This is a genomic window from Dyadobacter fanqingshengii, from assembly GCF_023822005.2.
Lineage (GTDB): Bacteria > Bacteroidota > Bacteroidia > Cytophagales > Spirosomataceae > Dyadobacter > Dyadobacter fanqingshengii.
In genome coordinates this window covers 2128602-2153924 of sequence record NZ_CP098806.1, presented here as the reverse complement: position 1 = coordinate 2153924, position 25323 = coordinate 2128602, and the positions used below count along the sequence as shown (strand labels likewise).

Sequence of the window (25323 nt, the reverse complement as noted above, 5' to 3'; positions counted from 1 at the left end):
TTAATAGTGATGTAATGAATCACTTATTATGATTGACAAATGAACACCAATGATCTGAAAATATTTGAAGCAGTGGCCGAAACCGGAAGCTTCACCAAAGCTGCCGCGGCCATGTTTACGGTGCAATCGAACGTCACGGCCAGGATCAAAAGCCTGGAAGAGGAATTTGGCGCAGAACTGTTCTCCCGGACATCCCGCAAAGTCGAGCTTACGGCTGCCGGTAAAAAGTTGATGCAATATTGTAAGCAGATCAGTAATCTGATTGCGGAGGCGAAAAGCCATGTCCAGAGTAGCACTAAGGTAAGCGGCAGCCTTAAAATCGGATGTATCGAAACGACCATGGCTTTGAAGGTTCCTGAGATGATTAACCATTTTGAAGAGCATTTTCCGGATGTTGAATTGGAGTTCAAGTCCGAGATGAGAAATGCACTGATCAATGATGTGTTAAACTACAATCTGGACGCGGCATTCGTATCGGCCCCCATTAACGTAACCGGGCTGAATCAAATTCGGATCAAGGAAGAACAGCTGGTCATTGTGACAGCTTCCGAGGGGCCTAAAATTGAGGAATTGCTTACAAAGCAGCCTGTCAAGATCGTTGTGTTCGGGCACGGCTGTCTATTCAGGGCAAGACTCGAATCCTGGCTAAGCTCCAAAGGCATCGTTCATTACAAAAGCACCGTGCTCAATTCGATTGAAGGGATTATCAACTTTGTCGAAGCGGGTTTGGGTATGACCATACTGCCCGAAGAAGTCGTTTCTCAATATTACGCAGGCAGAAAAATTACTAGCAATGCGTTAGATAAACAGCTTGGAACAATGATCACCGTCTTGATTTTCAAGCAAGACAAGTCACAATCAACTGCATTAAGGGCATTTATTGATATGTACTTCAGTCATAATAAGTCAAAAATTACGGCGCCTCTTGATGAAGCCAAGTCAGCCAGTAAGCGTGGCAAACTTAACCTAAAACCCCATTTTTAACCCTACTGAAGCATAAGGTGAAACAGCGAAATAGTAATCATTATTACCACCAAACATCCCCTTTTAAGTCCGGTCGCTATAAGAGGCAGGGGGTGCGTGCTATACAATAACAAATTTAATAAAAAAGCTTGTAGGTATTTAGGTAATTACCTAAATTTGCATCATGATACTTTTAGAAGTTATAAAATCACTGTCAAATCAGACCCGGTTAAACATTCTTGAATGGTTAAAAGAGCCTTTTGCGCACTTTCCTGCCGAGGAGCTGGCCGATTATTCGCCGGACTTAGGCGTATGTGTTTCTGACATTGCAAAAAAAGCGGGGATGTCTGTTCCCACCGTTTCTGTTTATCTAAAAACGATGTCGACCGCCAATATTTTAATTTCCACAAGAAAGGATCAATGGACATACTATAAAAGGAATGAGGAATCGATCCAAGAGTTAGCAAGGCACATTAAAAACAATTTATAATTTTTTTGATATACAATTTAGGAACTTACCTAATTAACTAAAAAGCAAAATGAAAGCAGCAATCTTAAATCAGTTCGGCCCTGTCGAAAATTTCGAAATCTTAGACGTACCGACGCCAAAACCAGGCTTCGGAGAAGTTTTGGTCAAAGTCTTTGCAACCTCTGTGAACCCTTTGGACTACCAGGTCCGTCGTGGGGATTATAAAGATGAATTGGCCTTACCTGTCATTACAGGTCACGATGTTTCCGGTGAAATAGCGGAAGTCGGTCACGGTGTAGAAAATTTCAAGGTCGGTGACCAGGTTTATTACACGCCTGAGATCTTCAAGGGGCAGGGAAGTTATGCCGAGTATCACAGTGTCCATGAGTCTATCATTGCTTTAAAACCTAAAAACATTAGCCATCTTGAAGCTGCAACGCTTCCTTTGGCAGCTGGTACGGCTTGGGAAATGCTGGTTACCAGGGCACAATTAAAGGTGAATCAGACTGTCCTGATCCATGGAGGTGCCGGTGGCGTGGGAATGCTAACCATTCAGATTGCCAAAGCAATGGGAGCGATCGTTTTCACTACTGCCAGGAAAGTCCATCACCAGGTTCTTCTTGAATTAGGGGCTGATCATGTGATCGACTATGCAAATGAACACTACATTGACGCTATTCAGCAACTTACGGGCGGTAAAGGAGTCGATGTTGTCATTGACACCATTGGAGGCAATACACTTTCTGATAGTGGAATGATCCTAAGTCAGTTAGGATAGGTAGTTACCATAGTCGACATTGAAAAACCGCAAAACCTGATTCATGCCTGGGGGAAAAATGCAACCTACCATTTCGTATTTACCAGGCAAAATCGAAATAAATTGGATGAGATAACGAAACTAGTAGAAACGAACAAGTTAAAACCAGTTCTGAATAAGGTCTTTTTGTTGTCCGAGATAAGCAAAGCTCATAATTTGCTGGAAAACAAAGTCGGCGATAAGGATTTCTACGGCAAAATCGGAATCGAGATCGACAAGTAGAATATCGCACTGTTATGCAAAAAATATCACTACGTATAAATGGCACCGTTCAGCTAAAACGTCATTATTCCCTGTCGTTTATACATGGTTTAAAAGAAAGGGCTCGCCCTGAGCAGAGATAATTCATCTGTTGGAATGATTTTTATACCGGTTAACAGCTTTTCATCTAAAAGTATTTGACATGAAAGCGATCGTAAAAGTGATTTCAATTCTTAGCCTCGGAATGTTTATTAGCCTGGCTGCGTGCACAAGTGAAAATAAGACAGACGGAACCGGTACAGAAGTTGACTCTATGGGCATGGATAGGTCTGGGTCAGAAATGGGTGCAGATACGATGACCACCGATACAGCTGGTACATCTTTATAATAGGTCAATTGGTACAGAAATGCACCGTCACTACCAGCATAATAGCGCTTCATAGGAGGTTCATTGAGTAATCTGACGAACAACTTATGAAGTGCTATTGCTTTGTTACAAACATCGTTTATAGCGGTTCATGAAAACTGTTGTCAATATGCAATTGGGGCTGTTGTCACAAACGTAGCAAATATCATTGTTACGGGCCGCAACGCCAACGCCCTCAGAGAAGCGAAAACCCAATTTCCAAAAATTCGTACATTCCAAAACGATGTCAGTAACCCGAGCGAAATAGAACAGCTCTACGAGGATGTTACCGAGCAATTCCCTGAGCTGAACATCATTATCAACAACGCAGGCATTATGCGGTTGATTGACCTGCGGGACGCTACATTGAACCTGGAAAATATTAACAGCGAAATAGCAACCAATCTTTCCGGGACCGTTCAAATGGTACACCAATTTCTCCCGCACCTGCTCACGAAGAAGTCGGCTGCAATTGTCAATGTATCATCAGGTATAGCGTAATAAAGTGCAAATATAATTGGATTTATTCTCCAATAATCTTCTTCCTGTGCTCTTTTCCCCAGTCAGTCAGGTGATTAATGATGGTTTTTAGCGTCAGACCGTGTTCGGTAAGCTCGTACTGAACCGTTATCGGCTGAGTATCCAACACGGTCCTTTTTACCAGCTGATTCATTTCCAGTTCTTTCAATTCTTTACTCAGCATTTTGTTGGAGATACCGGCTACGTCGTTGAGAATGTCCGAAAATCGCCTCTTGTTATAATAGCAGATAGACGATATGATCGAGATCTTCCATTTCCCATTCAGCACGTCCATGGAATCCTGGACGGCCATCATCTCTTTTTTATGCTTATCAATTTGTAGGGGCTCGCACTGCATAAGTTAGTTGGTTACCTCGTTGTTACTGTTACTTTTCGTTACAAAGTTACGATTGTAAACCAAGTGAACCTAACTTTGCATTCAGAAACTTAAATGAAGCTAAAAGTGAAAAAATTAGAGAATAAAGTAGCGCTAATAACTGGTGCATCAAAAGGCATAGGAGCCGCGATAGCCAAGCAGTTTGCAGCAGAAGGTGCAAAAGTTGTTGTGAACTATGCATCGAGTAAGGAAGGTGCGGACAGGGTGGTAAAGGAAATCACCGACACCGGCGGCACGGCCATCGCAGTTCAGGGAGACGTGTCGAGTGAAGCAGAAGTAACCAGGTTATTTGAAGAGACCAGAAGAGCTTTTGGAACTTTGGATATCCTGGTGAACAATGCAGGGATTTACCAGTACGAGCCGATTGAGGAAGTATCTGCCAAGACTTTTCATGACCAATTTAACATCAATGTACTGGGATCGATACTGGCCATTCAGTCTTCGTTGAAATTGTTTGGCGACAAAGGTGGCAACATCATCAATATCAGTTCGGAGGCAGGCAAGACGCCACTTCCCACAGGGTCGGTCTATTCCGCGACCAAAGCTGCACTGGATGCCATAACCATTTCTTTGTCAAAGGAATTCAGCGGAAAAAATATTCGTATCAACTCCATTTTGCCCGGCGTCGTGGAAACCGAGGGTTCGCGCAGCGCAGGCTTTATCGGTAGCGAAGCTGAAACAAAATTCGTTGCCAACACACCACTTGGTCGTACCGGACAGCCCGATGATATCGCGAAAGTGGCAGTATTTCTGGCTTCCGACGATTCTGCATGGATTACAGGAGAAAAGATCTCAGTGTCCGGCGGCATTTACGGACTGTAAGTTCCAAGTATTCATAAAATGATTTATTAGGAAAGAAAATGAAAAGATTAGAAAATAAAGTAGCAGTAATTACCGGTGGGAACAGCGGTATTGGATTTGGCATTGCGGAAGCTTTCAGGAATGAAGGCGCAGTAGGTGCAATTACAGGAAGGAACCAGACAACATTAGATAGGTCGGTCGAAGCATTGGGTACTGGTTTTATCGGGATTAAAGGTAATGTTACCAACGTCGAGGATCTGGAAAATACCTTCAAACAAACTTCCGATGCATTTGGAAAAATTGATGTATTAGTTGTTAATGCAGGCGGTGTTGTGGATGGGGTGCCTTTGGGTTCGATAGGCGATGTTACAGAGCAAGGATATGACCTTTACATGGATCTAAACCTCAAAAGCGCTTATTTTACAGTGCAAAAGGCACTGCCCTATATGAATGACGGTGCGTCCATCATACTGATCGGATCGAGCGCTGCGCATCGCGCCGCTCCTGGAATGGCGATTTACAGTGCTGCAAAAGCAGCAATTATATCTCTGGCAAAAGGCTTGTCGCTGGATTTGTTGTCGAGAAAAATTCGGGTCAATGCACTTTCCCCGGGTTCTATTGATACACCTGTTTTTGAAAAGCTTGTACCCCAAGAACAGTTGGAACAAGTGAAGCAAAATTGGATAGATATCACACCAGTCGGCAGGCAAGGTCTTCCGTCCGACATCGGAAATGCAGCAGTGTTTTTGGCGTCGGACGATTCGAGTTTCATTGTTGGCACTGAAATCCTCTCGGATGGCGGAATGACCAACATCAGCCTGATGAAGTGATTATCATTGAAAGACTTTCAGCCGGCCATTTGACAAGTATTTGAAACAGGGTTGGTACCGAATCTTTTTTCGGTTATTTGTTGGAATGTGGTCTCTATCGATTTTTGCTTTAAAATTTAGCAAAAATGATGGATAATCAAATCAGAAACAAGCCAATTTTATCACTCGACCGGTCCGACATCGTCCCGGTGTTTTTATGGGCTGTAATCGTATTTTTGACCTGGCTTTTCATGCACGGCGCAGACCATTTTCTAGCCCTCACGCCAGCAGCCTTAGGAAAATATTTTGAATTGCGGTGGGTTTTGATCGCCCACATTACAGCCGGCGGCGGCGCACTGGTGATGGGGTTAGTCCAGTTTTGGCCCAAACTCAGATCTTTCAGCTGGAAACTGCACCGGGTCATCGGACTTCTGTATCTCATGGCGATCCTTTTAAGCAGTATATGCGCTGTGATCCTGGCATTTAGCACGGCGTACGAAGTCAATTGGGCGTATGCGTTTTCGCTGCAGATCTGGGTTGGTGTCTGGATCAGCTCCACGGCCATCGCTTACTATGCTGCCCTGAAACGGAAATTTCAGCTCCACCAGGAATGGATGGTCAGAAGTTATCTGGTCACTTTGGCATTCATAATTTCCGGATTAGCGGTCAAGTTGCCGTATATCCAATGTCTGGGGAGCTTTGCCGAAATATCACCCTCGCTTTTCTGGATGGGTTGGTCGGTTCCTCTCTACATATATCAGGTCATTCTGAGCGGCCGGGCCAGAAAATAATGTTTGAAGGAGTTAAACCGCCTCTGCCAGCACATCTTTTAGCTTGTGCTTGTGGCTGTTTCCCCATTCGTCCAGCTGGGTGACAATCGGAACGATGCTTTTGCCCAATTCGGTGAGATTATAAACGCTATAAAGTGGGAACCCGATGCCCGACTCCCTTTCAAGCACACCCAGTTTCAATAATTCACTGAGCTGTATATCAAGCACCCGTGGTTTGGCCTCGGGTATGAAGCGATGGATTTCGCTGGGCCGCTGAAAACCTTTGTATATCGCGTCGATAATGCATGGTTTCCATTTATTGCAAAATACCCGCATGGCCAAAGTGATCCCGCATTCAAGGTCTTGGCTGATTTTTCTTTGATACTTCATAACATTGTAAAAATTAAAAAGGCTTGATTAGACCGGAACTATTTTACCTCTTTTCAACTACCTTTTATTAGCCATATTCGTTCACTACCCATGATGACCTATCAGCAAATTGCTCGTTCAAGGTTTTGGAAGTTATTATCTGACTTTCTCACCCCATAATCCTAAGAGAACCAAATGGAGCAAACCAAACATTGAAAGGGCAGAACGGTCAGTGGAATTCATAAAAACTAAATTACCAATGCATCAGATACATTTACGGGACGCCACGCCGGCAGATCTTGCGCTTTTGAATCATTGGGACGAGCAGCCGCATAACATCATAGCAGACCCCAACGACGATTGGGAATGGGAAACCGAGCTTGCTAAAAGGCCCGAGTGGCGGCAACAACTCATCGCCGAACTGGATGGAAGGCCAATCGGTTTTTTGCAAATCATCGATCCGGCGCAAGAAGAAACACATTATTGGGGCGACGTAGCCGACAACTTGATGGCTATCGATATCTGGATAGGGGAAGAAAAAGACCTTGGAAAGGGTTATGGTACGGTCATGATGAACCAGGCGCTAAAAAGATGTTTCGCTGATAGCAATGTTGAGGCAGTTATCATCGATCCATTAGAATCCAATTCCCGCGCCAGGAAGTTCTATGAGCGGATTGGTTTCGAATTTGTTGAAAATCGCCAGTTTTCAGATGATCATTGCGCGGTCTACCGCCTTTCAAGAGAAGTGTGGGCAAGTAAGGCGTAAATGCTCAGTATTCATCCAATTTAATGAACTCGTCTTGCGCTGGCGTGACCCTTTTAGTTTTTGATTGCCAAAAGACCAGCTCAGTTCGAGTTGCCTTCATTAATCTACTTAATTAAAACGGCATATCTGTTATGGATATAGCATAACACGGTGGTGTAAATAACTACGACCGCGAAGCCAAAAGTTTGGGTTTCTTGTATTACAAATACCAACAAAAGACTGAAAACGAGTAAGGCGAAATTTGCACTCATTGCGACCATGAAATTTAGCCGGGAACATTCGTAAAAATAGAGAAGGTTAAGCCCGGCATTAAAAAGTACGGCAAGTGCGCCAGAAAAAAACCAGAGCGCCTGCTCATCTAACATTTCATATTCCACAAAGGCGTAAGCAATGTGACCGAGGCCAAATAATAAAGTTAATCCAATCCCTATCGTGTAAAATGTTTTGGGTTTATTAATGGCTGAATTAAGAATGTGTTTTTCGTTTTGCATATTGCTTTTTATATAAAACTAGCACGGCTGCAACGCAATGTATTGTATAAATCGGCCATTTTCGAGGGAGTGTCGCCAGAGAAAGTTTTGAACTCTTTGATAAAATGTCCTTGATCATAATAGCCAAAATCATAATATAGCGAGCCTGGTGCCACATTTATCGACTCTGAGTGCGCCTTCAGATAATTTTGAAAGCGAACGACCCGAGCGAATGATTTGATATTGTGGCCAATATAGAAATCAAACAACCTGCGCAGGTGCCGGGGGCTTACGCCGACAATTTTACTTACGTCGTTTTCAATATTCAATGATTTTGTGTTTTTCAGTATGATTAAAATCGCTTCATAAACTCTTGGGTCAAACTCATTCCCAACATGATGAAGATTCTGCATGAAATATTTATCGAAAACAGACCTGATATCATGAATGCTGTCACCTGGGCGAATGTTCTCAATTAGGAACTTTGATGTATTTTTATGAACTGCGTCCATGAACTCAACGGCATTGCTTAGCTCTGAGGCCTTGGTATTAAATAGATATGAAAACATACCTGGAAGAAATCTTACACCCGCATAATGAAAGCAACTTCCAAGCACGTATGTTGAGCTTCTATTGTAGAAACCCATTGCATAACTCTCGTGGGGATTATTAACATTAACAAAAATATCGATGCAGCCGTCGGAGGCGATTTTACAGAAAAAGTCTTCCTCTAAGGGTTTACGAGATTTGATCTCCCAATAACACCATATATAAGGTTGGAGACGTACATCCGGAAGAACTTCTGTGATGAATATCTTTTCGCTTAAGGGGGCAGCTTGTGGCTGCATTGGAGTGAAAAGTTCTCTTATATCGGTTTGATTTTTCATTAGCCGCTTTCTATTTTAAGTAGTTAAGACGTTTTAATCGAATGATCGCATATCCGATTGCAAAAAATATAAGAGGTATGGCCATGCTAATGGAAAAGTCAGATATCATATAACGGTTACCTGTCCATACAAAAAATATATTTGAGCAAATAGTCAACGTCAAAATAGCGCTCTTGGCTCTTATGAACTCGAAGTGTTTAGTAGAAAGGTATAAATTTACGGAACCGATAAAAATAAGACCAACACTAAACATTGCATTAAACCCTATCCACAATTTCCAGATAATCCCAGATTCATCCATCTGAATAGTAGATATTTTAAGCTTCTCAATTAAATCTAAATCTTTTGGATAAAGATCCGTTGAAAAAAAGGTGCCGTGTAAATGTAATATTCCAAAAAATAACAGAATGACAGATGCCAAAATAAGGCAAGTTCTGGCCACTTGATGTATGTTGATTGACTTTTCCATAATAAGCATTTGGAACTGTTTCGGCTGCAAAGCTTATAATAAAGCCAAAGACTCTATAGTAAAAAAGGGACATCAGCGGAAAGTGGCAGGCAATTTTGGTATGAGCCAGCCAGCCATTTCCAAACGCAGGTAACTTCGCATTACATATATGGAAGTGCAACGTTAATCATCGCTCCGGGCGTGTCGTACTTCGAGCGCTTTTTCGGCAGTACTCCTGATTCCGCGGTGCAGACGGCGCATGCCTGACTTCCGGTTGCTGACAAAATCTTCATTGACCTGTATGGCGATTACTGCGCGAGCCTGTGATCACGCATTGAAGAATTGAACATTTAGTTAGCGTAAATCTCATTGTAATAGTGCTTTGAAGATAAAGTCAAGGACACAAATTATTCCTAAAACCCAAATAGATGAAAGACCAGTCTAAATCCGTATCGCGCCGGGACTTCCTGATGACGTCTGCCGCCGCATTAACTCCGCCGCTTCTTTTCGGAATGTCAGCACCCACTTCCGGATTACAGGCAGGAAAACTGAACCATGCCTGCATAGGCGTTGGTGGCATGGGTGCACATGATCTTGGGAACTTCATTCAGCATCCAAATGTGAACATTACTGCCATATGCGATGTGGATGCGGATATTCTTAAAAAAGCATCTGAACTGGTCCCGAATGCACGGGTTTATAGCGACTGGCGTGAGCTGCTGATAAAGGAAAAAAATAACATACAATCCGTAAACGTGTCCGTTCCCGATCATACGCACTTTTCGGCGGCATACCAGGCCATTAAAGTGGGAAAACACGTGTATTGCCAGAAACCAATGTGCCATGATGTGGCCGAGGTAAGGCTGCTAACTGAGCTCGCTGTGAAAGCAGGTGTAATAACCCAGCTCGGCACGCAGGTAGCATCCACTTCCTGCGATCGCACTGCGGTTCAGCTTATTAAAGACAAAGCAATTGGTAAAATCAAGCACGTATATCTTTGTTCCAACCGTCCGGGTGCCATAGACACTTACCGCCTGGTAGGACCGCGGCCAGCACAGGGACAACAGGCTCCCGCAAATCTGAACTGGGATCTTTGGCTGGGAACAGCGCCTGTGCGCGACTACACGCCTGGAATTTATCACCAGGCCAAATGGCGTGCATGGCAGGATTTTGGCACAGGATGGAGCGGCGACATTGGCTGTCATATTTTTGATGCCGTGTGGAAAGGGCTGGGATTAAAGGCACCGAAGTCGGTTATTGCCGAAGTCCAGCAATCCTGGAAAGACTCGCCGGAACGACGCGGGGACACCTGGCCGCAAGGCGATCATATTACCTGGGTTTTCCCCGGAAATGATCTCACGGAGTCAGATGAACTGACACTGGAATGGTTCGATGGCGTGTTCTATCCTCCCGAGAATATCCGTGCATTGTACTCGGTCGAAGAGTATCCCGCTGAATCCGCATTGCTGGTTGGGACGGAAGGGGCTTTGCTTATCCCACATGGAGGAGAAGCCCCCATTCTCTTGCCGGAAAGCAAATTTGCAGATAAACCAATGCCAAAATTCGAAAGCAGAAATCACTATCACCATTTTGTTGATGCTTGTCTCGGAGGAGAAAAAACGGAATCGCATTTTGCGCAATCGGGTCCGATGACAGAAGCTATTTTGCTGGGTACCGTTGCCTTGAGGGTTCCGAACGAATTACTGGAATGGAATGCAGCCAAAGTAAGGTTTGCCAACAATCCCGCCGCGGATAGATACCTCAGCCGTACTTACCGAAAAGGCTGGCAAATCAAAGGCGCATTTTAGACATTCTGATTGCGAAATGTTGTGGCCTGATGAAACTCTAAAAAGTTGGCGGAGCTGTATTCAGGTCAGAATCCAGGAAGCTTGTAATCATAGGAATCACTATGTCTGGTTGGGTGATCATACCAATATGGGTGGTGCCGGGCAAAATGGCGAGACGCGATTTGGGCAGTCCATTCATATCACCCATTTTCCCGCCGCCTTTCGCCCGAAACAATTCAAGCGCATGTTCGTAACGTACACCATCTGCATCGCCTATCGCCATGAAAATGGGTGCTTTTATATTTTTGACCTCCTTCGACCAATCATAGGTTTTCCGGTCGATACTCATCACTTTATCGATGAATTCTGGAAATTTGGCCGGATCATTTCCCAGGCTATCGTATTGTTGCTGAATGGGGCTCCCCTTGAACATGTCCGCATTCATGGTCTCAAAGCTTTTTTCAACCTCCGGCCACCATCCATCATTTTTATAGACACCCGATAAAATAACCAGTCGCCGCACTTGCTCAGGGTGTCGGATGGTCATCTGGAAACTGACGCCAGCGCCCATGCTGTAACCTAATACGTCGACACTATCCAGCTTTAAATGTGTAATCAATCCCGATACATCATCGGCCATATTCGCGTAAGTAAACGCACGGGGAATATCTTTCGTCCGTCCGTGCGCCTGCATCTCTGCCACAATCACTTTCCGGTCTTTCGCCAGCATTGGGATGATTTGTGCCCAGTTCATTGGAATGGTCATAAAAGAACCGTGTACCATGATGAGCGGCTTGCCTTCTCCGTAGACTTCGTAGTACATTTTGAGTCCATTCACATCGGCGTAACCACTTTCATGAGGCTTGATAGGCAGGCTGTCGGTCGAATCCATTTTTTTCTTGTTTATAAGGTTATCTTCTTTCGCTTTCTGCTCGCATGAAATGGCTCCTAATAAAACCATCAAAGCAGTAAAGACACTCAAAATGTGTCGTTTCATGATTCTGTCAGTTGATTGAAATACAAAATTCGCACACTAAACGATACTTAGTGCTGTGCGATTGCGACAGTTATGCGGGTAGAAAGCGACACTATAATTATAAATGTTGCTACAAGTCAATCTAGGAAGGTTCGTGCCATATTTTGTTCTTTTCTACCGCCGCGCGTCAGAAGCATGTGATCGATGCATGTAGGCGGGACAGTTTGTTTGTTTCGTAGAACTACTTCATATACAGCACGGTGTAATCCATGTTGACTATCCATTAATTATGGCTACCTTTCAATAGTCAGTATGGATAATCAGTTTTGCTAAATCGTGGGTTGTGCTTCTGAATAGCCAAAAAATCCATATTGCATGGGTTAGCCAGTGAATCAAAACAATGCGGACTTTAAGTAATGTCAATTTAAATAAAGTAGAAGTAATTTGGTCGCTAAGTGTTGAGACGCCGGGAGAATTAAATTTTTAATTCATGTGAGCAGCCTGGTGCGACATCTTTACCGGATACAACAAATCCCCTCCATGAAGCTATTCCTATTCCTGTTGCTTTTTCTTCCATCGATTGTAATTGGGCAGAGTTCTGGCTTTCGGCAGCTTAGCACCAATAATGGACTTTCCCAAAACCACGTCGGGTCTATTTTAATGGACAAAAATGGCTTTATGTGGTTTGGCAGCGATGATGGGTTAAATATGTATGATGGATATACATTCAAGCACTATAAGCATGATAAGGCGGATAGCAACAGCATTGATGACAGCTATATTCAGGATATTCTGGAAGATAAAAAGGGAGATTTGTGGATTGCGACGTCAAGCGGCCTCAACCGGTTTGATCGGGCAACGTCGCACTTCCGACATTATTTTAATGCTGCCAACAGGCGAAGTATCAACGATATATTCGAGGATAGCAAAGGCAGAATGTGGCTGGGTACAAACAATGGATTACTACTGCTCGATCCCGAAAAAGGTACTTCACGCATATTCTTACGCGTCGATCGCAATCAAAATAAATACAAGCCACCTGCCAATATTTCCAGGATCATCGAGGACGCCGATGGGAAATTTTGGATAGGCACAGAATATGGATTGTACTGGTTCGATCCCGAAACACTTAAGTATATAGCGTATGTCAAGGGAAATGATGCTAAAAGTCTCCAATCCAGCTACATCAAGGCTCTTTACAGGGATCCGGCGGGCAACATCTGGGTCGGCACGCATGGTGGAGGCCTTTCGCTTTTCAAGCCTGAAACCAATTCTTTTCGGACTTTTGTGCATAATCCCTCGGATTCGCTGAGCATATCCCACAACGACATTCTATCCATTACCCAGAATCGCGACGGCAGGCTTTGGATAGGCACGGAGAATGGGGGGATCAGCGTTTACAACAAATCAACAGGCAACTTCACCAGGATCCGGCATATTGACGAGGACAACACGTCCATCAGCGACAATTCAATTTATTGTATCTATCGGGATCGGATTGATAATTTATGGATCGGAACTTATGCAGGCGGGGTCAACTTTCGTCCGCGTTTCGGCAAGAAATTTACTTCATACCGGAAAAATAATTATAGTGTCAACAGTCTGAGCAACAATCTGGTGCTCGCTATATGTGGCGATGCAGACGCTGACAAGATCTGGATCGGGACGGACGGGGGAGGACTAAATCTTTTTGACCGAAAAACCAGAAAGTTTACGTCTTTCAAGCACAGCGCGACCAATAGTAACTCGCCCAGCAACGACTACGTAATCTCCATTATCAATATCTCAAAGGATGTGCTCGGCCTGGCCTATCATATGGGTGGATTTGATTTTTTCAATATCCGGACCGGACAATATGTGCACCACTTGCCAATTCCGAATGACTCTCTAAGCCTTGCCACCGCGGATGTAAACAACATTTTTAAAGATCGCAACGGTGGAATATGGCTGGGCACGTGGAAAGGCGGCCTGGAATTTTATGATGTAAATACTGGCAAGATAAAGCACTATCGACATAATCCGCTGGACAGCACAAGCATCAGCGGAGACATTGTCACCAAGGTTTTTCAGGATCGGGCCGGGAAGATTTGGGTGGGTACATTCGAGGGTTTAAATCTGTTTGATCCGCTAAAAAAAACTTTCACAAGGTTTCAGACAGACATAAAAGACCGGAACTCTATTTCCCATAATAAAATCCAGACCATTCAGCAGACCAGTGACGGAATCTTGTGGATAGGAACATTAGGGGGCGGCCTCAATCGTTTCGATCCGATGAAAAGAACTTTTACTTCTTACACCGAAAAGCACGGCCTATCCAGTAACGTGATCTACGGGATCATGGAAGATAAGAAAGGCCACTTATGGCTGAGCACCAATAACGGAATCTGTGAATTTGACCCCAGAACAATAACTTTCCGCAATTTCGGCAGAGCAGATGGATTGCTGGGCAATGAGTTCAAAAGCAATTCTTTTTTCAAAACTGCGGACGGAGAAATGTTTTTTGGAGGTGTGAGAGGGTTCATAACATTCTTCCCCGACAGGCTGGTTGACAACACATTTATTCCGCCCGTTTTTCTGACCGATTTCTTGCTTTTTAACAAACAAGCACCCATTGCTCCCGGCTCGCCTCTCACGTCACACATTACGCAGGCGAAAGAAATCAATCTAACCTACAAACATTCGGTTATATCGTTTGAATTCGCGGCTCTCAACTATACCATGCCGGAAAAGAATCAATATGCCTATCAGTTGAAGGGCTTTGACGCTGACTGGATTTACAGCGGAACGACCCGGAAAGCAACCTATACAAATCTGGACCCGGGGGACTACGTATTTCAGGTAAAGGCAGCCAATAATGATGGCGTTTGGAATAATGAAGGCGTGCAAGTGAAGATTCACATTGCCCCGCCTTTCTGGCAAACGCTCTGGTTCCGGGTGCTGGCGGTTGCGCTGGGATTTGGTTTAATCTACATCATTTACCGGTTGCGCATGCGGGTTTTAAGAGAGCAGAAAGAGATGCTGGTGCACCAGGTCGAAGAAAGGACAAAGGAGATCATTAAACAAAAATACGAACTGCTAAGCCAGTCAGACCGGCTGCTCGACCTGAATGAGAAATTGCAAACTCAGAACAAGCAAGAACAACTGGCGAGGCAGGAAGCCGAAAAAGCCAACATGGCAAAAAGCGTGTTCTTGGCAACAATGAGCCATGAAATCCGCACGCCGATGAATGGTGTCATTGGAATGGCCATGCTGCTTTCTCAAACGGAGCAGACCGAGGAACAAGCCGAATACACCGAGACGATCATTAACAGCGGCGACAGCTTATTGACGGTTATCAACGACATACTTGACTTTTCGAAGATAGAGTCCGGGAATATGGAACTGGAAATGATCAGTTTTGATCTTAGGGAATGCATTGAGGCGGTATTAGACTTGTTTTCTACAAAAGCAGCAGCAATAGGCCTTGATCTGGTTTATGAAATCGACCCTCAGGTCCCCAGCCAGATCATCGGCGACAGCCAACGATTAAGACAGATCCTGCTCAACCTGGTTGGTAATGCAATCAAGTTTACGCATCAGGGAGAGATTTTCATCAGCGTGCTGCTTTCGAAGACATTGAATGATCAGGATATAGAACTTCGTTTCGCGATCTATGACACCGGGATTGGAATTCCCGAAGACAAGCTTCACAAACTCTTCGTAGCTTTTTCACAAGTGGATTCTTCGCATACCAGAAAGTACGGCGGTACGGGCTTGGGTTTGATCATCAGCCAACGGCTTGTGAATTTGATGGGAGGGGAGATCGGGGTAGAAAGCACGGTAAACAAGGGAACTTGTTTCTATTTTACAATTATTGCAAAGGCAAGCTTACTGGCGACCAGGCAGTACGTTCTTTTAAATTCAACAGGAAATGAGGGGAAATCCGTGTTACTGGTGGATGACAACATGACGAACCTGCGGATTTTGCAGTTGCAGATGGAGCAGTGGAAACTCATACCGGCCCTGGCTTCATCAGGAGATCAGGCTTTGAAAATTCTGGAAAGCGGATCTGTCTTTAACCTTATCATCACCGATCAGCAAATGCCCGAAATGGATGGAATCGAGCTTGCAACCAAAATCAAGAAAAAATACCCGTCACTTCCGATTTTCCTGCTCAGCTCAGTGGGGGATGATTCCGGCAGGAACCGCAAGGACTTGTTTGCAGCTGTGTTAACCAAGCCTGTCCGGCACAATGACCTGGGCAGGATGATCCAGATGCAGCTCAAACCACAGCGCGAAACAATTATTCCGAGCCATGAACGACCGTCGGCCAACCTTTCTACGGAATTCGCAGCGCTTTATCCGTTGCATATTCTTATGGCCGAAGACAATCTCATTAATGAAAAGTTGTTTGTCAATATCCTGAAAAAGCTGGGTTATGATCCGCTGATCAGCAGGGACGGTATTCAGGCTTATAATATGGCCATGGCCGACCGGTTCGATGTCGTGTTTATGGATGTTCAAATGCCCGAATTGGACGGTCTTGAAGCGACGCGCTGGATCCGGGAGAATGCGGTTGATCAGCCATTCATCGTGGCAATGACGGCAAACGCCATGCGCGAAGACCAGGAAGCATGTATTCAGGCTGGCATGGATCATTATATATCCAAGCCCCTGAGGCTGGAAGAGATCAAGGCAGCCTTAGGGAAAGCTTTCATCTATAAGAACGAGAAGCTTGTTGGTCACCCGCTTTAAATTGCAAAAGCATTTGTTATTTCTGAATCAGCCATTTTTTAATCCGAAAAAAATGGCTGATCTCAGGGATGGATTATTGTTTTCATTCCATGTAACTTTGAGGCACTGTCATTTTCAAGGCACATTGTCAGGGCATCTGCTGTCAAACCTGATCGTACTGTGTCCATAAACCGATTGATATTGCGTTCCATACGAGTTTTATCAGCGCAGCGATAAGGACACCGCTACCCCATACCTTGGAAAGACATCACAAAAACCAGATAGAAAAATTCGGCGTGCTCAATACGGCCACCGTAACTAAACTTGCAACCGAGCCGGGACTGATTTGATCAGCGCTTGCAAAAAACATTTATTTAAATCTTGTATGAAAAAATTGCTTCTAGTTATCACATTCAGCGCTTACGGGATCTCTTGCCCTGCGCAGCTTTTAGACCGTATCAAAAACAAGGTCGAACAAAAAGTGGCTGATCAGGTTGACCATTCCATTGATAAGGCGCTCGAAAAAAAGAAGCCAAAAGAAAACACGAAACCCTCTGATAGTCCTGACTCAAACACTCAGTCTGCTGAAACCGGAGTAGACACAGTAAAAACCACCACTGCGCCAAATGGTGCCCCGGCCAGCGCAGTAAGCACTGATATTACATCCTATTCCCGGTTCGACTTTATTCCCGGCAGCAAAATCATTGTTCATGAGGACTTTTCGCAGGATGAAGTGGGTGACTTTCCTGCAAACTGGAACACACGCTCAGGTGCTGAGCTGGTCACCATCGATGGCCGTCAGGGAAAATGGCTCCGCATTAACCAAAATGGTGTTTTTTATCCCGAATACCTAACCAGCGACCTTCCGGAGAATTTCACATTGCAGCTTGATCTATTGGGCAATAAGCAAGTCTCAAATATTGGCGAATTCATGATTAGCCTGATGCAGACCAGTGATACAGATCAAAAATTTGATTGGGGAAAGAACAATGCACCTGGGACGCCCAGCTTTAACATTTCCTTTCAGCCAACCTCATCCAGCAACGGCGACCTTCGCTATTCTTCCAATCTGATCGGAACCCAGTACAAGCACGGGGTCCCTGAATTTAATTTGAATAAAAATGCCGTCAAGATTTCTATCTGGAAACAAAAACAGCGCGTACGGGTGTATCTGGATAGTACAAAGGTGCTGGATCTTCCGCGGGCACTGGACGCCTCGGCAGCCTTGAACACGCTGACATTTTCTTCGGAAAACCCTGATTTCAATCAAAAAGGAGGCGCGTTTTTTATTGGTAACATTCAACTGGCGATCGGCGCTGCCGATACCCGTAACAAGTTGATCACCGAGGGTAAATTCACTACACACGGGATTCTTTTCGATGTCAACCGTGACCAGATTTTGCCACAATCTTATGGCGCCTTACAGGACATTGCAAGGATTATGCAGGAAAATGCTTCACTTCGGGTGCAAATTGTCGGGCATACTGATGCTGACGGCAATGATAATTCCAATCTCGATTTATCGAAGCGCAGAGCCAATGCAGTTAAGGAAGCGATGATTTCAAATTTCAACATTGACGGCGCTCGCCTGGAAACTGACGGAAAAGGGAAAGCACAGCCCATCGATAGCAATGAAACGCCAGTTGGGAAAGCCAACAACCGGCGCGTGGAGTTCATCAAACTTTGATGCTTTAACTGAAGAAGGGTAACATTACCTTGCAGCTGATTATAATTCTCCGGTTTGATCATCTTTTTGCATGCTATTCCACATATCCAGATCATTTTCATCATCAATGTCCGACAGTTCTTTGAGCAAACAATATGTAAGGGAATGTCTGGCGCATGTTTCAAGCGTCAATTCCAGCACTTCTGAAGTGCTCCATGGTATGTCTTCAAAGATGAAACCCTGAAAATTTCTCATGCCAAGTAGGTAATAGCCACCATCGGTTGCTGGTCCTATAACAATATCATGCGCATCCAATGCATCGAACGCCTCTTTGATAATGGACGCATTCAGGCCAGGGCAGTCGGTTCCTATGATAAGTACTTTCCGGGCAGAGGTCTCGAACACGTCTTTAAAGGCGTTTGACATCCTTTCCCCTAAATCGCTCCCTCTTTGTAACCGAAGTGCAAATTGTTGGTCACACTGAGGCAGATCGCTATGTAAATCATCGGAAAAATAAAGCAATGCTATTTGCCCGGATTGGCTGACCTGTTTTAATGTATGTGCCACAAGCTGACCATAAATTTCCAGTGCTTTTTGGTCGCCGACGGTCGCTGCCAATCTGGTTTTAACCTTGCCCAGGGTCAAATTTTTCAAAAAAACGATAACAGCGTTGGTCATAAATTAAAGTGCTAGATGGTGTTCCCTCCGCAGCTCGAACCTGCGCCTGCCGTACAGCCGTAACAGTGCTGACCAGTTAAGATATCACGATTATTTATCAGCTCCTGGTCATAACGGCTGATGTGGTTGTATGCGGGGGCAAATTCCATATCCAGCATTTGGTTAAAATCACAATCATACAATAAGCCATCCCAGCCAACAGACACCATTGATCTGCACATGACACCAGTTGCGGCGACAGGATTGAAGGCATTAACGAGCTTTTCCATATAGCCGTCATAATTATTGGAGCTGATCAGATAGTCCAGATAGCGGCTGACCGGAATGTTGGTTATCGCAAAAAGCTCATTGAATACAATGCCAAATTCATCATATAAAGCCTTCTTAAATTGACGCTCCAGGCCCTGTTGCGGAGCGGGCATAAATGCTCCGTTTGGATTGTATACCAAATTAAGAATAAGCCCGCTGCCTGCTACGCCATAGCCTCTTGCATTTAGCATCTTCAATGCCTTTACAGAATCTTCAAACACGCCTTTCCCTCTCTGCCGGTCGGTTTTATCCGCATTGTAAAAAGGGAGGGAGCTGACCACTTCAATCTTATGTTCCTTGAAGAAATCGGGCAGGTCATTATATTTCGGGTTGGCTACGATAATGGTCAGGTTGCAGCGTACGATAACGTGTTTGCCAAGTGCATGAAGTTCCGCAACAAACCAGCGAAAGTCGGGATTCATTTCCGGAGCCCCACCTGTGAGATCAACCGTGGTAATGTCAGAATTTGCGAGTGTGTCCAGGCACTGCTGCATGGTATCCCTGGTCATAATTTCCTTCCTGTCTGGCCCCGCATCAACATGGCAATGTTTGCAAACTTGATTGCACATTTTACCCACATTAATCTGCATAGTGGTTGTTTTGACCGGTTTCAAAGGAAACAGGGACGCAGCTTCCAGCTTTTGTTCGAAAAGAGGCAGGTGCAGATTTTCAAAAACCTGGTCATGCAATGTTTTGATCTGCGATGCAGAATCGGCCAACACATGCCCGCTTGCCTTGAGTGATTTCATTGGACCGTTAATTTATCAGGGAATGCAGGCAACTGCTTACATTGAAAGATCTTTTGCTTTGTTCATCATCTGAACACTATGAACCAAAGTCGCTCCACTGCGTATGGCGGCTGCTACGTGCACGGCTTCCATCATTTCAGCCTCGGAGCATCCTTTTTCCAATGTGTCTGTCGTGTAAGCGTCAATGCAGTAAGGGCATTGTACGGTATGGGAAACAGCCAGGGCGATCAGTGATTTTTCCCGGGCCGTGAGCGCACCTTCGGCAAATACCGAGCCGTAATAGGAGAAAAATTTATCAGCCAGTTCTTGTTGGAACTCACCAATTGCACCAAATTTTTTCAGGTCTTCCGGGTTATAGTAGGTATTCATGATTGCAGGTTAAGATGATGATTTATATACGAGAATCAGAATTATAAAGATTGGGCCCGCCGTGATCTCAGCGGTAATCCAGCATGGATTTATATTTCAAGGCAATGCTGGCCGGTTCTTTTTTCAAATAAAACATAGTGAAAGCGGTCAGATTAGCGAGCTGCACACGCAGCCAGCTATTGTTTTCATACTTTCTAGCGGATACGATCACTTCTTTGGGGATTATTTTAAACCGGGCCATTTTCCAGATCCTGATAATGATATCATAGTCCTCCATAATGGTATAATACTCATTGAACCCATTGAGCTGGCTAAACAACTTTCTGGTGACAAAAAGGGTTTGGTCACCGCCGCGGCACATCAGCCGGTCGAAACGGGTAAAGTAATTATTGATTTTCAGGATAGCGCGGCTTGAACCAAAGCGGAAGCGGTAACAGCCTGCATCGAACCCTTCTGATACTGCTTGTTCAATGTCTTTGAAATAATCCGGATTGATGCCAACATCCGCGTGAACGAAATACAGCACATCTCCATGGGCAAAATTGGAGGCATAATTCATTTGTGCTGCTCTGCCCGGTTTGGAAGATTTGAGCACACTGGCACCGGCCTGGGCTGCGATTTCCATGGTGGCATCGTTGCTTCCACCATCCGATACTATGACTTCAACAGGCTGATCGCCAGCATATCTGAACAAATCCTTCACAAGACCGGCAATGTTAGCGGCTTCATTATAGGTGGGAATGATTATGCTGATTTTCATATAAGTATAGGCACGATCTTAGCTGATCCAATCCAAACAATTTGACTGCGCGTACGTATGTACGAGGGTAAGTTGTAAAAAGTTTTGTTAAAAGAGTGGCTTTGTAGCATTTGAAGTCCGCATACTTGATTATTGGTTTTAACAATGAATAAAATGAAATGGATAATGGTGATTGCGGGCCTTGTCTTGGCTTTATGGGGAATTGGCTTACTGCCTGTCGCCGGTCAAGCTAATAAAGAACCTGACCAGAAATTGATTGAACTATCCGGAAAACTGCTTTTGCAGGTAAAAATGGACCAGTCTGTGGATAGTCTTCGCGAGGCTTTGGCAAAAATAGAAACTGACACGCTAATCTCTGGCTTGTCCAACGATGAAGCACGTAAAACATTCTGGATCAACATTTACAACGCCTATTTTCAGATTCTTGCAACAAAGGAGAAAAAAACCAGGCCAGCTATTTTTAAAGAAAAACTGATCACGATTGGTGGCCTGAGGCTGAGTCTTGACCAGATTGAGCATGGAATCCTGAGAAGGTATCGGTCCAAATTAAGTTTGGGTTATCTGCCTCAATTTTTTCCTGGCAAGATCATTAAACAACTTGCGGTTTCTAAAATTGATTATCGTATCCACTTTGCCCTGAATTGTGGTGCGACCAGTTGTCCGCCAATCGCATTTTATAATTATGGTAAAATCGATAAACAGCTGGACATCGCTGCATCGTCGTTTTTGAAAACGGATACAGAAGTTGATTCGCTCAAAAAACAGGTGACGGTAAGCCGGATACTGCAATGGTTCAAAGCCGACTTTGGTGGAAATAAAGGCATTAAATTAATTTTGAAACAATACATGAACCAGGATTTTTCAGATTACTCCTTGGAATTTAAGGAATATGACTGGACGCAAAAAATGAAAAATTTCGATTCATAATCTATCCTAAACGCTATACAATGTTCATTCTGGATGCAAAGGATATTGCTTCACTGGAAACCTACCTGCAAAGCCAGGGATGGTTATCAAGTCAGGATCAGGTTCGTCAGGTTTCTGTTCCGGGTGAAGGGAATATGAATTATGTGCTGCGGGTAACGACCCATGACAGATCTTTCATCATCAAACAGTCCCGGGGATATGTCGAAAAGTACCCGCATGTAAGTGCTCCCGCCAACAGGATATTAATCGAAGGGGCATTTTATCAAACGACAAGCGTGGACCCGTTGATAGCAGATTTTACTCCGAGGCTTATTGGCATGGATCAGGAAAACAATGTCATGGCCCTGGAAGACCTGGGCCAGGCCAGCGATTTTATGGTTCTCTATCATTCATCCAAGGTTCTTGAAATGTCTCAACTTGCGCAGCTGACAGATTTTCTGAGCAGTCTGCACAATGGTTTTTACCGCAAATCACCGCCTGACTTGTTTAAGAACAATGCCATGAAGGCACTTAACCATGAACACATATTCCGGTATCCGTTTATGGAAGACAACGGGTTTGATCTGGATACGATCCAGCCAGGATTACAAGCTGCCGCGGCTGTTTACAAGAATGATTACGAGCTGAAAGGGGAGGTCAAATATTTGGGTGAAATCTATCTTTCCAGCGGAAACTGTCTTTTGCATGGGGATTTTTATCCGGGAAGCTGGCTTGAAACAACGCAGGGGATAAAAGTTATCGACCCCGAGTTCTGCTTTTATGGTCGGGCCGAGTTTGATCTTGGCGTCATGATAGCGCACCTTTACCTCGCCGGGCAAAGCAAGGCATTGGTGGATTTTGTGCTGGATAGGTACAACACCACATATCAAATCGATTACGCTACAATGAATCAATTCGTCGGCGTCGAAATTATCAGGCGACTGATTGGATTGGCACAGTTGCCCCTGCACCGCACATTACAGGAAAAGCAAGAATTGCTAAGATTTGCAAGAACGCTAATTATGGCCTGATGGAAATTTTTAAGTCCTAACGATTCTCCATCCATGCAAGAAACGAGGGCGCTTTTTCCTTGTTGATCAACAATTGATCAGGCGTTTCTATGACCAGCTTAACGTACAGTTTTCGCATAAAATAATGCTCGATTTCCTTGATCGCCGAAAAGTTGACCAGATACTGCCGGTTCATTCGGAAAAATTGTTTTTGGCTCACAGACGCCGCGATCTGATCCAGGGATTGGCTCAGTGAAAATTCTTGCCCATCGAAACACATGATCATTGAAGTTTCATTCCGAATGTAGAAAAAGGCGATCTGCGCGGTTTGGACTGTCGTATATTTCTGATGTTTGAATACCAAAAAACTGGTTTTCTCGGCCTGGGGAGCCATCTTGCTCAGTAACTCGCTCAGGTCTGGAATTACTTTTTGCTGGAAAAAGTTTTTCAGGTCGTCGACTTTGCCGAGCGCGCCTGCAATGTCTTCGTTCGAGAATGGTTTCAGCACGTAATCCACGCCATTCCGCTTGAAGGCTTCCAGCGAATATTCGTCAAAGGCCGTGCAAAAAATGACGGGACAAACGACCTCCACCGATTTGAAAATCTCAAAACTCAGCCCGTCTGCCAGCTGAATGTCCATAAAAATCAGGTCTGGCTGCGGCCCCGCGGAAAGTGCTTCAACCGATTCTTCGACGCTCTGATATGGACCGGTGATCTTGGCTGCCGGACGCAGTTGCCGGAGCATATTTTCGAGGGATCTGGCTGTTTTCAGCTCATCCTCAATGATTACGATGTTCATAAATGATAGGAAGTCTAACCTGAAATAGGTCTTGGCCGTTGATTACCTCCACCTTTTTGTTCAACAAATGACTGTATTTGAGCTCAATGTTTTTCAATCCCACGCCCAGGGAATCTTCCTGGTTCTTTCTTAGCTGGACCTGGTTTTCAACAACAATGCTTTCACCTTCCATGTAAATGCGGATCTGCAAAGGCCGGTTTAGTGATACAATGTTGTGTTTAAGACAGTTTTCAACCAATAATTGCAATGTAAACGGAGGGACTAATGTATCTGAAACGGCATCGTCAAGTTTGTTTTGGAAAATGAATCCATCTTCAAACCTGGCCTTTTGCAGAAAAAGATACGCATTCAAAATCTCCATTTCTTCTTTCAAAGGAATCAGATCCAGCTTGCGGCTTTCCAGCGTATAGCGGTAAAAGTTGGCGAGTTTTAATATAAAATCCACCGATTGCTGATCGCCGGTTTCGACCATTGCTTTCAGCGTATTCAGGCTATTAAAAAGAAAATGCGGGTTCACCTGCTGTTTCAAAAGATCATATTGCGCACTCAGATTATCGTTTCGAAACCGTTCCAGTTCCATGCTCACATGCTGATTTTCATAATTCTGTTGCAGCATATTCAGGAACATATAAAACACAAGGTTGATCAAAATCCCACGCACTTCCACCATCAGCATGGCGGGGCCGAAGTCAATGTGCGACAATATAAGGTGCTGAATGTAAGCCAGTCCGAGCATGAGGACCAAACCAAACGCCAGGGAGTTCAGCAATTTGGCATATGATATCTGCTGTCCCTGCGGGCGATTGCTTTTTTGCGAAAGCATATAAATATTGAAATACCACATAATCACCGCAAACGCAGCTGTAATACCTGCATTCACAGCCGCTTCCAATGGCACAAACTGATGCGATGCCAGTTGCGGCACCGAGGATAGCAAACCGATCACGATGGAGCTGGTCCAGATGATCTTGTTTGAGACTTTGAAAGCTTCTTTTGTTACCATATCAAATCGGGCGGTCCATGTGCGATTCCAGTTTATTAAGGAAAAACGGCAGCGTGCTGGGAAGTTATAAATGCAATCCGCTGTTCCTTGTCCGGTCGGTCCTCGCCAGGCTGATCACCTTTCCCGGTCTGGAAATCATATTCAAAAGCAAATCGCGTCTCATTTCTTTGCACAACTTTCAAATGCTCTATGGAATAAATCTCTCCATTCATCTTGGTGCCGTACCATTGCGGCATTGGTTTTTGCTTCCAGGTTATCAATGTAAAGTGTGCGCCAATGTTGGGTTCGGGCAACGAATCGGAAGCACTTTCCAGCGCAAGATCATTTCCGTAGAGCATAGCAATGGTGCCCTTTTTGTTATTAATGATGGATTTGATCACCTTCTGGTTTCCGGCATCGTACAGATATTCCGGTGCAAGCGTGGCAGTGTTGCGGTCGTCGCAGGACAGCATTAAAAGTCCGATTGAAATGATATAAATTGAAATAGTCGACTTCATTTTGATATA

General features: G+C 44.5%; 26 protein-coding genes and 1 pseudogene. 14 read left to right on the top strand and 13 right to left on the bottom strand.

The genetic code is table 11. The annotated features are described in order from the left end of the window. The first annotated feature begins 39 nt into the window (after positions 1 to 39). From NFI81_RS08730 to NFI81_RS08710, 5 genes and pseudogenes are all read left to right on the top strand, one after another. Positions 40 to 984, top strand: a complete 945-nt coding sequence (locus NFI81_RS08730; RefSeq protein ID WP_234612862.1) for a LysR family transcriptional regulator — start codon at positions 40 to 42, stop codon at positions 982 to 984. A gap of 163 nt (positions 985 to 1147) precedes the next feature. After that, positions 1148 to 1453, top strand: a complete 306-nt coding sequence (locus NFI81_RS08725) for an ArsR/SmtB family transcription factor (RefSeq protein ID WP_234612863.1) — start codon at positions 1148 to 1150, stop codon at positions 1451 to 1453. Between the two features lie 49 nt (positions 1454 to 1502). Beyond that, a pseudogene (locus tag NFI81_RS08720) lies at positions 1503 to 2471 on the top strand (zinc-dependent alcohol dehydrogenase family protein). Between the two features lie 181 nt (positions 2472 to 2652). Next, positions 2653 to 2838, top strand: a complete 186-nt coding sequence (locus tag NFI81_RS08715) for a hypothetical protein (RefSeq protein WP_234612864.1) — start codon at positions 2653 to 2655, stop codon at positions 2836 to 2838. Positions 2839 to 2940: 102 nt separating this feature from the next. Beyond that, positions 2941 to 3357: an SDR family NAD(P)-dependent oxidoreductase gene (locus tag NFI81_RS08710; protein ID WP_234612865.1), complete on the top strand. Its 417-nt coding sequence runs from the start codon at positions 2941 to 2943 to the stop codon at positions 3355 to 3357. Between the two features lie 22 nt (positions 3358 to 3379). Here NFI81_RS08710 and NFI81_RS08705 read toward each other — a convergent pair whose 3' ends face one another. Further along, positions 3380 to 3733, bottom strand: a complete 354-nt coding sequence (locus tag NFI81_RS08705) for a winged helix-turn-helix transcriptional regulator (RefSeq protein ID WP_234612866.1) — start codon at positions 3731 to 3733, stop codon at positions 3380 to 3382. A 105-nt stretch (positions 3734 to 3838) separates the two neighbouring features. Between NFI81_RS08705 and NFI81_RS08700 the strand changes: the two genes are divergently transcribed. The 3 genes from NFI81_RS08700 (at position 3839) to NFI81_RS08690 (ending at position 6173) form a co-directional block, all read left to right on the top strand. Beyond that, positions 3839 to 4594 carry an SDR family NAD(P)-dependent oxidoreductase gene (locus NFI81_RS08700; RefSeq protein ID WP_234612867.1) on the top strand — a complete coding sequence of 252 codons (756 nt, stop codon included), beginning with the start codon at positions 3839 to 3841 and terminating at the stop codon, positions 4592 to 4594. Between the two features lie 38 nt (positions 4595 to 4632). Next, a complete protein-coding gene (locus NFI81_RS08695; RefSeq protein WP_234612868.1) occupies positions 4633 to 5403 on the top strand; it encodes an SDR family oxidoreductase in 771 nt (256 codons plus the stop codon). 125 nt (positions 5404 to 5528) lie between these two features. Beyond that, a complete protein-coding gene (locus NFI81_RS08690) occupies positions 5529 to 6173 on the top strand; it encodes a DUF2306 domain-containing protein (protein WP_234612869.1) in 645 nt (214 codons plus the stop codon). 12 nt (positions 6174 to 6185) lie between these two features. On the opposite strand, the gene NFI81_RS08685 is transcribed toward NFI81_RS08690, so the two are convergent. Further along, the gene (locus NFI81_RS08685) at positions 6186 to 6542 is read right to left on the bottom strand and encodes a winged helix-turn-helix transcriptional regulator (RefSeq protein WP_234612870.1); all 357 of its coding nucleotides are present in this window, start codon (positions 6540 to 6542) and stop codon (positions 6186 to 6188) included. A 238-nt stretch (positions 6543 to 6780) separates the two neighbouring features. On the opposite strand from NFI81_RS08685, the gene NFI81_RS08680 reads away from it, so the two are divergent. Next, positions 6781 to 7287 carry a GNAT family N-acetyltransferase gene (locus tag NFI81_RS08680; RefSeq protein WP_234612871.1) on the top strand — a complete coding sequence of 169 codons (507 nt, stop codon included), beginning with the start codon at positions 6781 to 6783 and terminating at the stop codon, positions 7285 to 7287. A 104-nt stretch (positions 7288 to 7391) separates the two neighbouring features. On the opposite strand, the gene NFI81_RS08675 is transcribed toward NFI81_RS08680, so the two are convergent. The 3 genes from NFI81_RS08675 to NFI81_RS08665 are packed head-to-tail and all read right to left on the bottom strand — an operon-like array spanning position 7392 to position 9113. Further along, positions 7392 to 7778 (bottom strand): hypothetical protein, encoded by a 387-nt coding sequence (locus NFI81_RS08675; RefSeq protein ID WP_234612872.1) that lies wholly within the window; start codon positions 7776 to 7778, stop codon positions 7392 to 7394. Between the two features lie 8 nt (positions 7779 to 7786). After that, positions 7787 to 8644 carry a DUF6597 domain-containing transcriptional factor gene (locus NFI81_RS08670; RefSeq protein WP_234612873.1) on the bottom strand — a complete coding sequence of 286 codons (858 nt, stop codon included), beginning with the start codon at positions 8642 to 8644 and terminating at the stop codon, positions 7787 to 7789. Positions 8645 to 8654: 10 nt separating this feature from the next. Next, positions 8655 to 9113 (bottom strand): LIC_13387 family protein, encoded by a 459-nt coding sequence (locus NFI81_RS08665; protein ID WP_234612874.1) that lies wholly within the window; start codon positions 9111 to 9113, stop codon positions 8655 to 8657. A 407-nt stretch (positions 9114 to 9520) separates the two neighbouring features. Here NFI81_RS08665 and NFI81_RS08660 point away from each other — a divergent pair, with 407 nt between their 5' ends. Next, entirely contained in the window at positions 9521 to 10900 is a 1380-nt protein-coding gene (locus tag NFI81_RS08660; RefSeq protein WP_234612876.1) for a Gfo/Idh/MocA family protein, read from the top strand. Between the two features lie 37 nt (positions 10901 to 10937). On the opposite strand, the gene NFI81_RS08655 is transcribed toward NFI81_RS08660, so the two are convergent. Further along, entirely contained in the window at positions 10938 to 11876 is a 939-nt protein-coding gene (locus NFI81_RS08655; RefSeq protein WP_234612878.1) for an alpha/beta fold hydrolase, read from the bottom strand. Between the two features lie 519 nt (positions 11877 to 12395). On the opposite strand from NFI81_RS08655, the gene NFI81_RS08650 reads away from it, so the two are divergent. Both NFI81_RS08650 and NFI81_RS08645 read left to right on the top strand, forming a co-directional pair. Next, complete coding sequence (locus NFI81_RS08650; RefSeq protein ID WP_234612879.1) at positions 12396 to 16589, top strand: hybrid sensor histidine kinase/response regulator; 4194 nt, start codon at positions 12396 to 12398, stop codon at positions 16587 to 16589. Positions 16590 to 16953: 364 nt separating this feature from the next. After that, the gene (locus tag NFI81_RS08645) at positions 16954 to 18255 is read left to right on the top strand and encodes an OmpA family protein (RefSeq protein ID WP_234612880.1); all 1302 of its coding nucleotides are present in this window, start codon (positions 16954 to 16956) and stop codon (positions 18253 to 18255) included. A gap of 39 nt (positions 18256 to 18294) precedes the next feature. On the opposite strand, the gene NFI81_RS08640 is transcribed toward NFI81_RS08645, so the two are convergent. The 4 genes from NFI81_RS08640 to NFI81_RS08625 form a co-directional block, all read right to left on the bottom strand. Beyond that, positions 18295 to 18888 (bottom strand): TIGR04282 family arsenosugar biosynthesis glycosyltransferase, encoded by a 594-nt coding sequence (locus tag NFI81_RS08640; protein WP_234612881.1) that lies wholly within the window; start codon positions 18886 to 18888, stop codon positions 18295 to 18297. 35 nt (positions 18889 to 18923) lie between these two features. Further along, entirely contained in the window at positions 18924 to 19970 is a 1047-nt protein-coding gene (arsS, locus tag NFI81_RS08635; protein ID WP_234612882.1) for an arsenosugar biosynthesis radical SAM (seleno)protein ArsS, read from the bottom strand. A gap of 36 nt (positions 19971 to 20006) precedes the next feature. Next, the gene (locus tag NFI81_RS08630; RefSeq protein ID WP_234612883.1) at positions 20007 to 20339 is read right to left on the bottom strand and encodes an arsenosugar biosynthesis-associated peroxidase-like protein; all 333 of its coding nucleotides are present in this window, start codon (positions 20337 to 20339) and stop codon (positions 20007 to 20009) included. Between the two features lie 67 nt (positions 20340 to 20406). After that, the gene (locus tag NFI81_RS08625) at positions 20407 to 21099 is read right to left on the bottom strand and encodes a TIGR04283 family arsenosugar biosynthesis glycosyltransferase (protein WP_234612884.1); all 693 of its coding nucleotides are present in this window, start codon (positions 21097 to 21099) and stop codon (positions 20407 to 20409) included. Between the two features lie 153 nt (positions 21100 to 21252). Here NFI81_RS08625 and NFI81_RS08620 point away from each other — a divergent pair, with 153 nt between their 5' ends. Next, positions 21253 to 22026 carry a DUF547 domain-containing protein gene (locus NFI81_RS08620; RefSeq protein WP_234612885.1) on the top strand — a complete coding sequence of 258 codons (774 nt, stop codon included), beginning with the start codon at positions 21253 to 21255 and terminating at the stop codon, positions 22024 to 22026. Between the two features lie 20 nt (positions 22027 to 22046). Next, the gene (locus NFI81_RS08615; RefSeq protein ID WP_234612886.1) at positions 22047 to 23036 is read left to right on the top strand and encodes a phosphotransferase; all 990 of its coding nucleotides are present in this window, start codon (positions 22047 to 22049) and stop codon (positions 23034 to 23036) included. 16 nt (positions 23037 to 23052) lie between these two features. On the opposite strand, the gene NFI81_RS08610 is transcribed toward NFI81_RS08615, so the two are convergent. Genes NFI81_RS08610 through NFI81_RS08600 form a run of 3 tightly spaced genes read right to left on the bottom strand, consistent with a single transcriptional unit; the run spans position 23053 to position 25314 of the window. Beyond that, the gene (locus NFI81_RS08610) at positions 23053 to 23814 is read right to left on the bottom strand and encodes a LytR/AlgR family response regulator transcription factor (RefSeq protein WP_234612887.1); all 762 of its coding nucleotides are present in this window, start codon (positions 23812 to 23814) and stop codon (positions 23053 to 23055) included. Continuing rightward, positions 23795 to 24817 carry a sensor histidine kinase gene (locus NFI81_RS08605; protein WP_234612888.1) on the bottom strand — a complete coding sequence of 341 codons (1023 nt, stop codon included), beginning with the start codon at positions 24815 to 24817 and terminating at the stop codon, positions 23795 to 23797. The genes NFI81_RS08610 and NFI81_RS08605 overlap by 20 nt, the downstream gene beginning before the upstream one ends. A gap of 35 nt (positions 24818 to 24852) precedes the next feature. Next, the gene (locus tag NFI81_RS08600; RefSeq protein ID WP_234612889.1) at positions 24853 to 25314 is read right to left on the bottom strand and encodes a hypothetical protein; all 462 of its coding nucleotides are present in this window, start codon (positions 25312 to 25314) and stop codon (positions 24853 to 24855) included. Positions 25315 to 25323: the final 9 nt, after the last annotated feature.

Coding starts and splice junctions, on each gene's coding strand:
- NFI81_RS08605 (WP_234612888.1), bottom strand. CDS start 24,817: ATGGTAACAAAAGAAGCTTTCAAAGTCTCAAACAAGATCATCTGGACC.
- NFI81_RS08680 (WP_234612871.1), top strand. CDS start 6,781: ATGCATCAGATACATTTACGGGACGCCACGCCGGCAGATCTTGCGCTT.
- NFI81_RS08655 (WP_234612878.1), bottom strand. CDS start 11,876: ATGAAACGACACATTTTGAGTGTCTTTACTGCTTTGATGGTTTTATTA.
- NFI81_RS08675 (WP_234612872.1), bottom strand. CDS start 7,778: ATGCAAAACGAAAAACACATTCTTAATTCAGCCATTAATAAACCCAAA.
- NFI81_RS08650 (WP_234612879.1), top strand. CDS start 12,396: ATGAAGCTATTCCTATTCCTGTTGCTTTTTCTTCCATCGATTGTAATT.
- NFI81_RS08625 (WP_234612884.1), bottom strand. CDS start 21,099: ATGAAAATCAGCATAATCATTCCCACCTATAATGAAGCCGCTAACATT.
- NFI81_RS08695 (WP_234612868.1), top strand. CDS start 4,633: ATGAAAAGATTAGAAAATAAAGTAGCAGTAATTACCGGTGGGAACAGC.
- NFI81_RS08705 (WP_234612866.1), bottom strand. CDS start 3,733: ATGCAGTGCGAGCCCCTACAAATTGATAAGCATAAAAAAGAGATGATG.
- NFI81_RS08600 (WP_234612889.1), bottom strand. CDS start 25,314: ATGAAGTCGACTATTTCAATTTATATCATTTCAATCGGACTTTTAATG.
- NFI81_RS08615 (WP_234612886.1), top strand. CDS start 22,047: ATGTTCATTCTGGATGCAAAGGATATTGCTTCACTGGAAACCTACCTG.
- NFI81_RS08685 (WP_234612870.1), bottom strand. CDS start 6,542: ATGAAGTATCAAAGAAAAATCAGCCAAGACCTTGAATGCGGGATCACT.
- NFI81_RS08690 (WP_234612869.1), top strand. CDS start 5,529: ATGATGGATAATCAAATCAGAAACAAGCCAATTTTATCACTCGACCGG.
- NFI81_RS08670 (WP_234612873.1), bottom strand. CDS start 8,644: ATGAAAAATCAAACCGATATAAGAGAACTTTTCACTCCAATGCAGCCA.
- NFI81_RS08715 (WP_234612864.1), top strand. CDS start 2,653: ATGAAAGCGATCGTAAAAGTGATTTCAATTCTTAGCCTCGGAATGTTT.
- NFI81_RS08660 (WP_234612876.1), top strand. CDS start 9,521: ATGAAAGACCAGTCTAAATCCGTATCGCGCCGGGACTTCCTGATGACG.
- NFI81_RS08725 (WP_234612863.1), top strand. CDS start 1,148: ATGATACTTTTAGAAGTTATAAAATCACTGTCAAATCAGACCCGGTTA.
- NFI81_RS08630 (WP_234612883.1), bottom strand. CDS start 20,339: ATGAATACCTACTATAACCCGGAAGACCTGAAAAAATTTGGTGCAATT.
- NFI81_RS08610 (WP_234612887.1), bottom strand. CDS start 23,814: ATGAACATCGTAATCATTGAGGATGAGCTGAAAACAGCCAGATCCCTC.
- arsS (WP_234612882.1), bottom strand. CDS start 19,970: ATGAAATCACTCAAGGCAAGCGGGCATGTGTTGGCCGATTCTGCATCG.
- NFI81_RS08730 (WP_234612862.1), top strand. CDS start 40: ATGAACACCAATGATCTGAAAATATTTGAAGCAGTGGCCGAAACCGGA.
- NFI81_RS08620 (WP_234612885.1), top strand. CDS start 21,253: ATGAAATGGATAATGGTGATTGCGGGCCTTGTCTTGGCTTTATGGGGA.
- NFI81_RS08665 (WP_234612874.1), bottom strand. CDS start 9,113: ATGGAAAAGTCAATCAACATACATCAAGTGGCCAGAACTTGCCTTATT.
- NFI81_RS08645 (WP_234612880.1), top strand. CDS start 16,954: ATGAAAAAATTGCTTCTAGTTATCACATTCAGCGCTTACGGGATCTCT.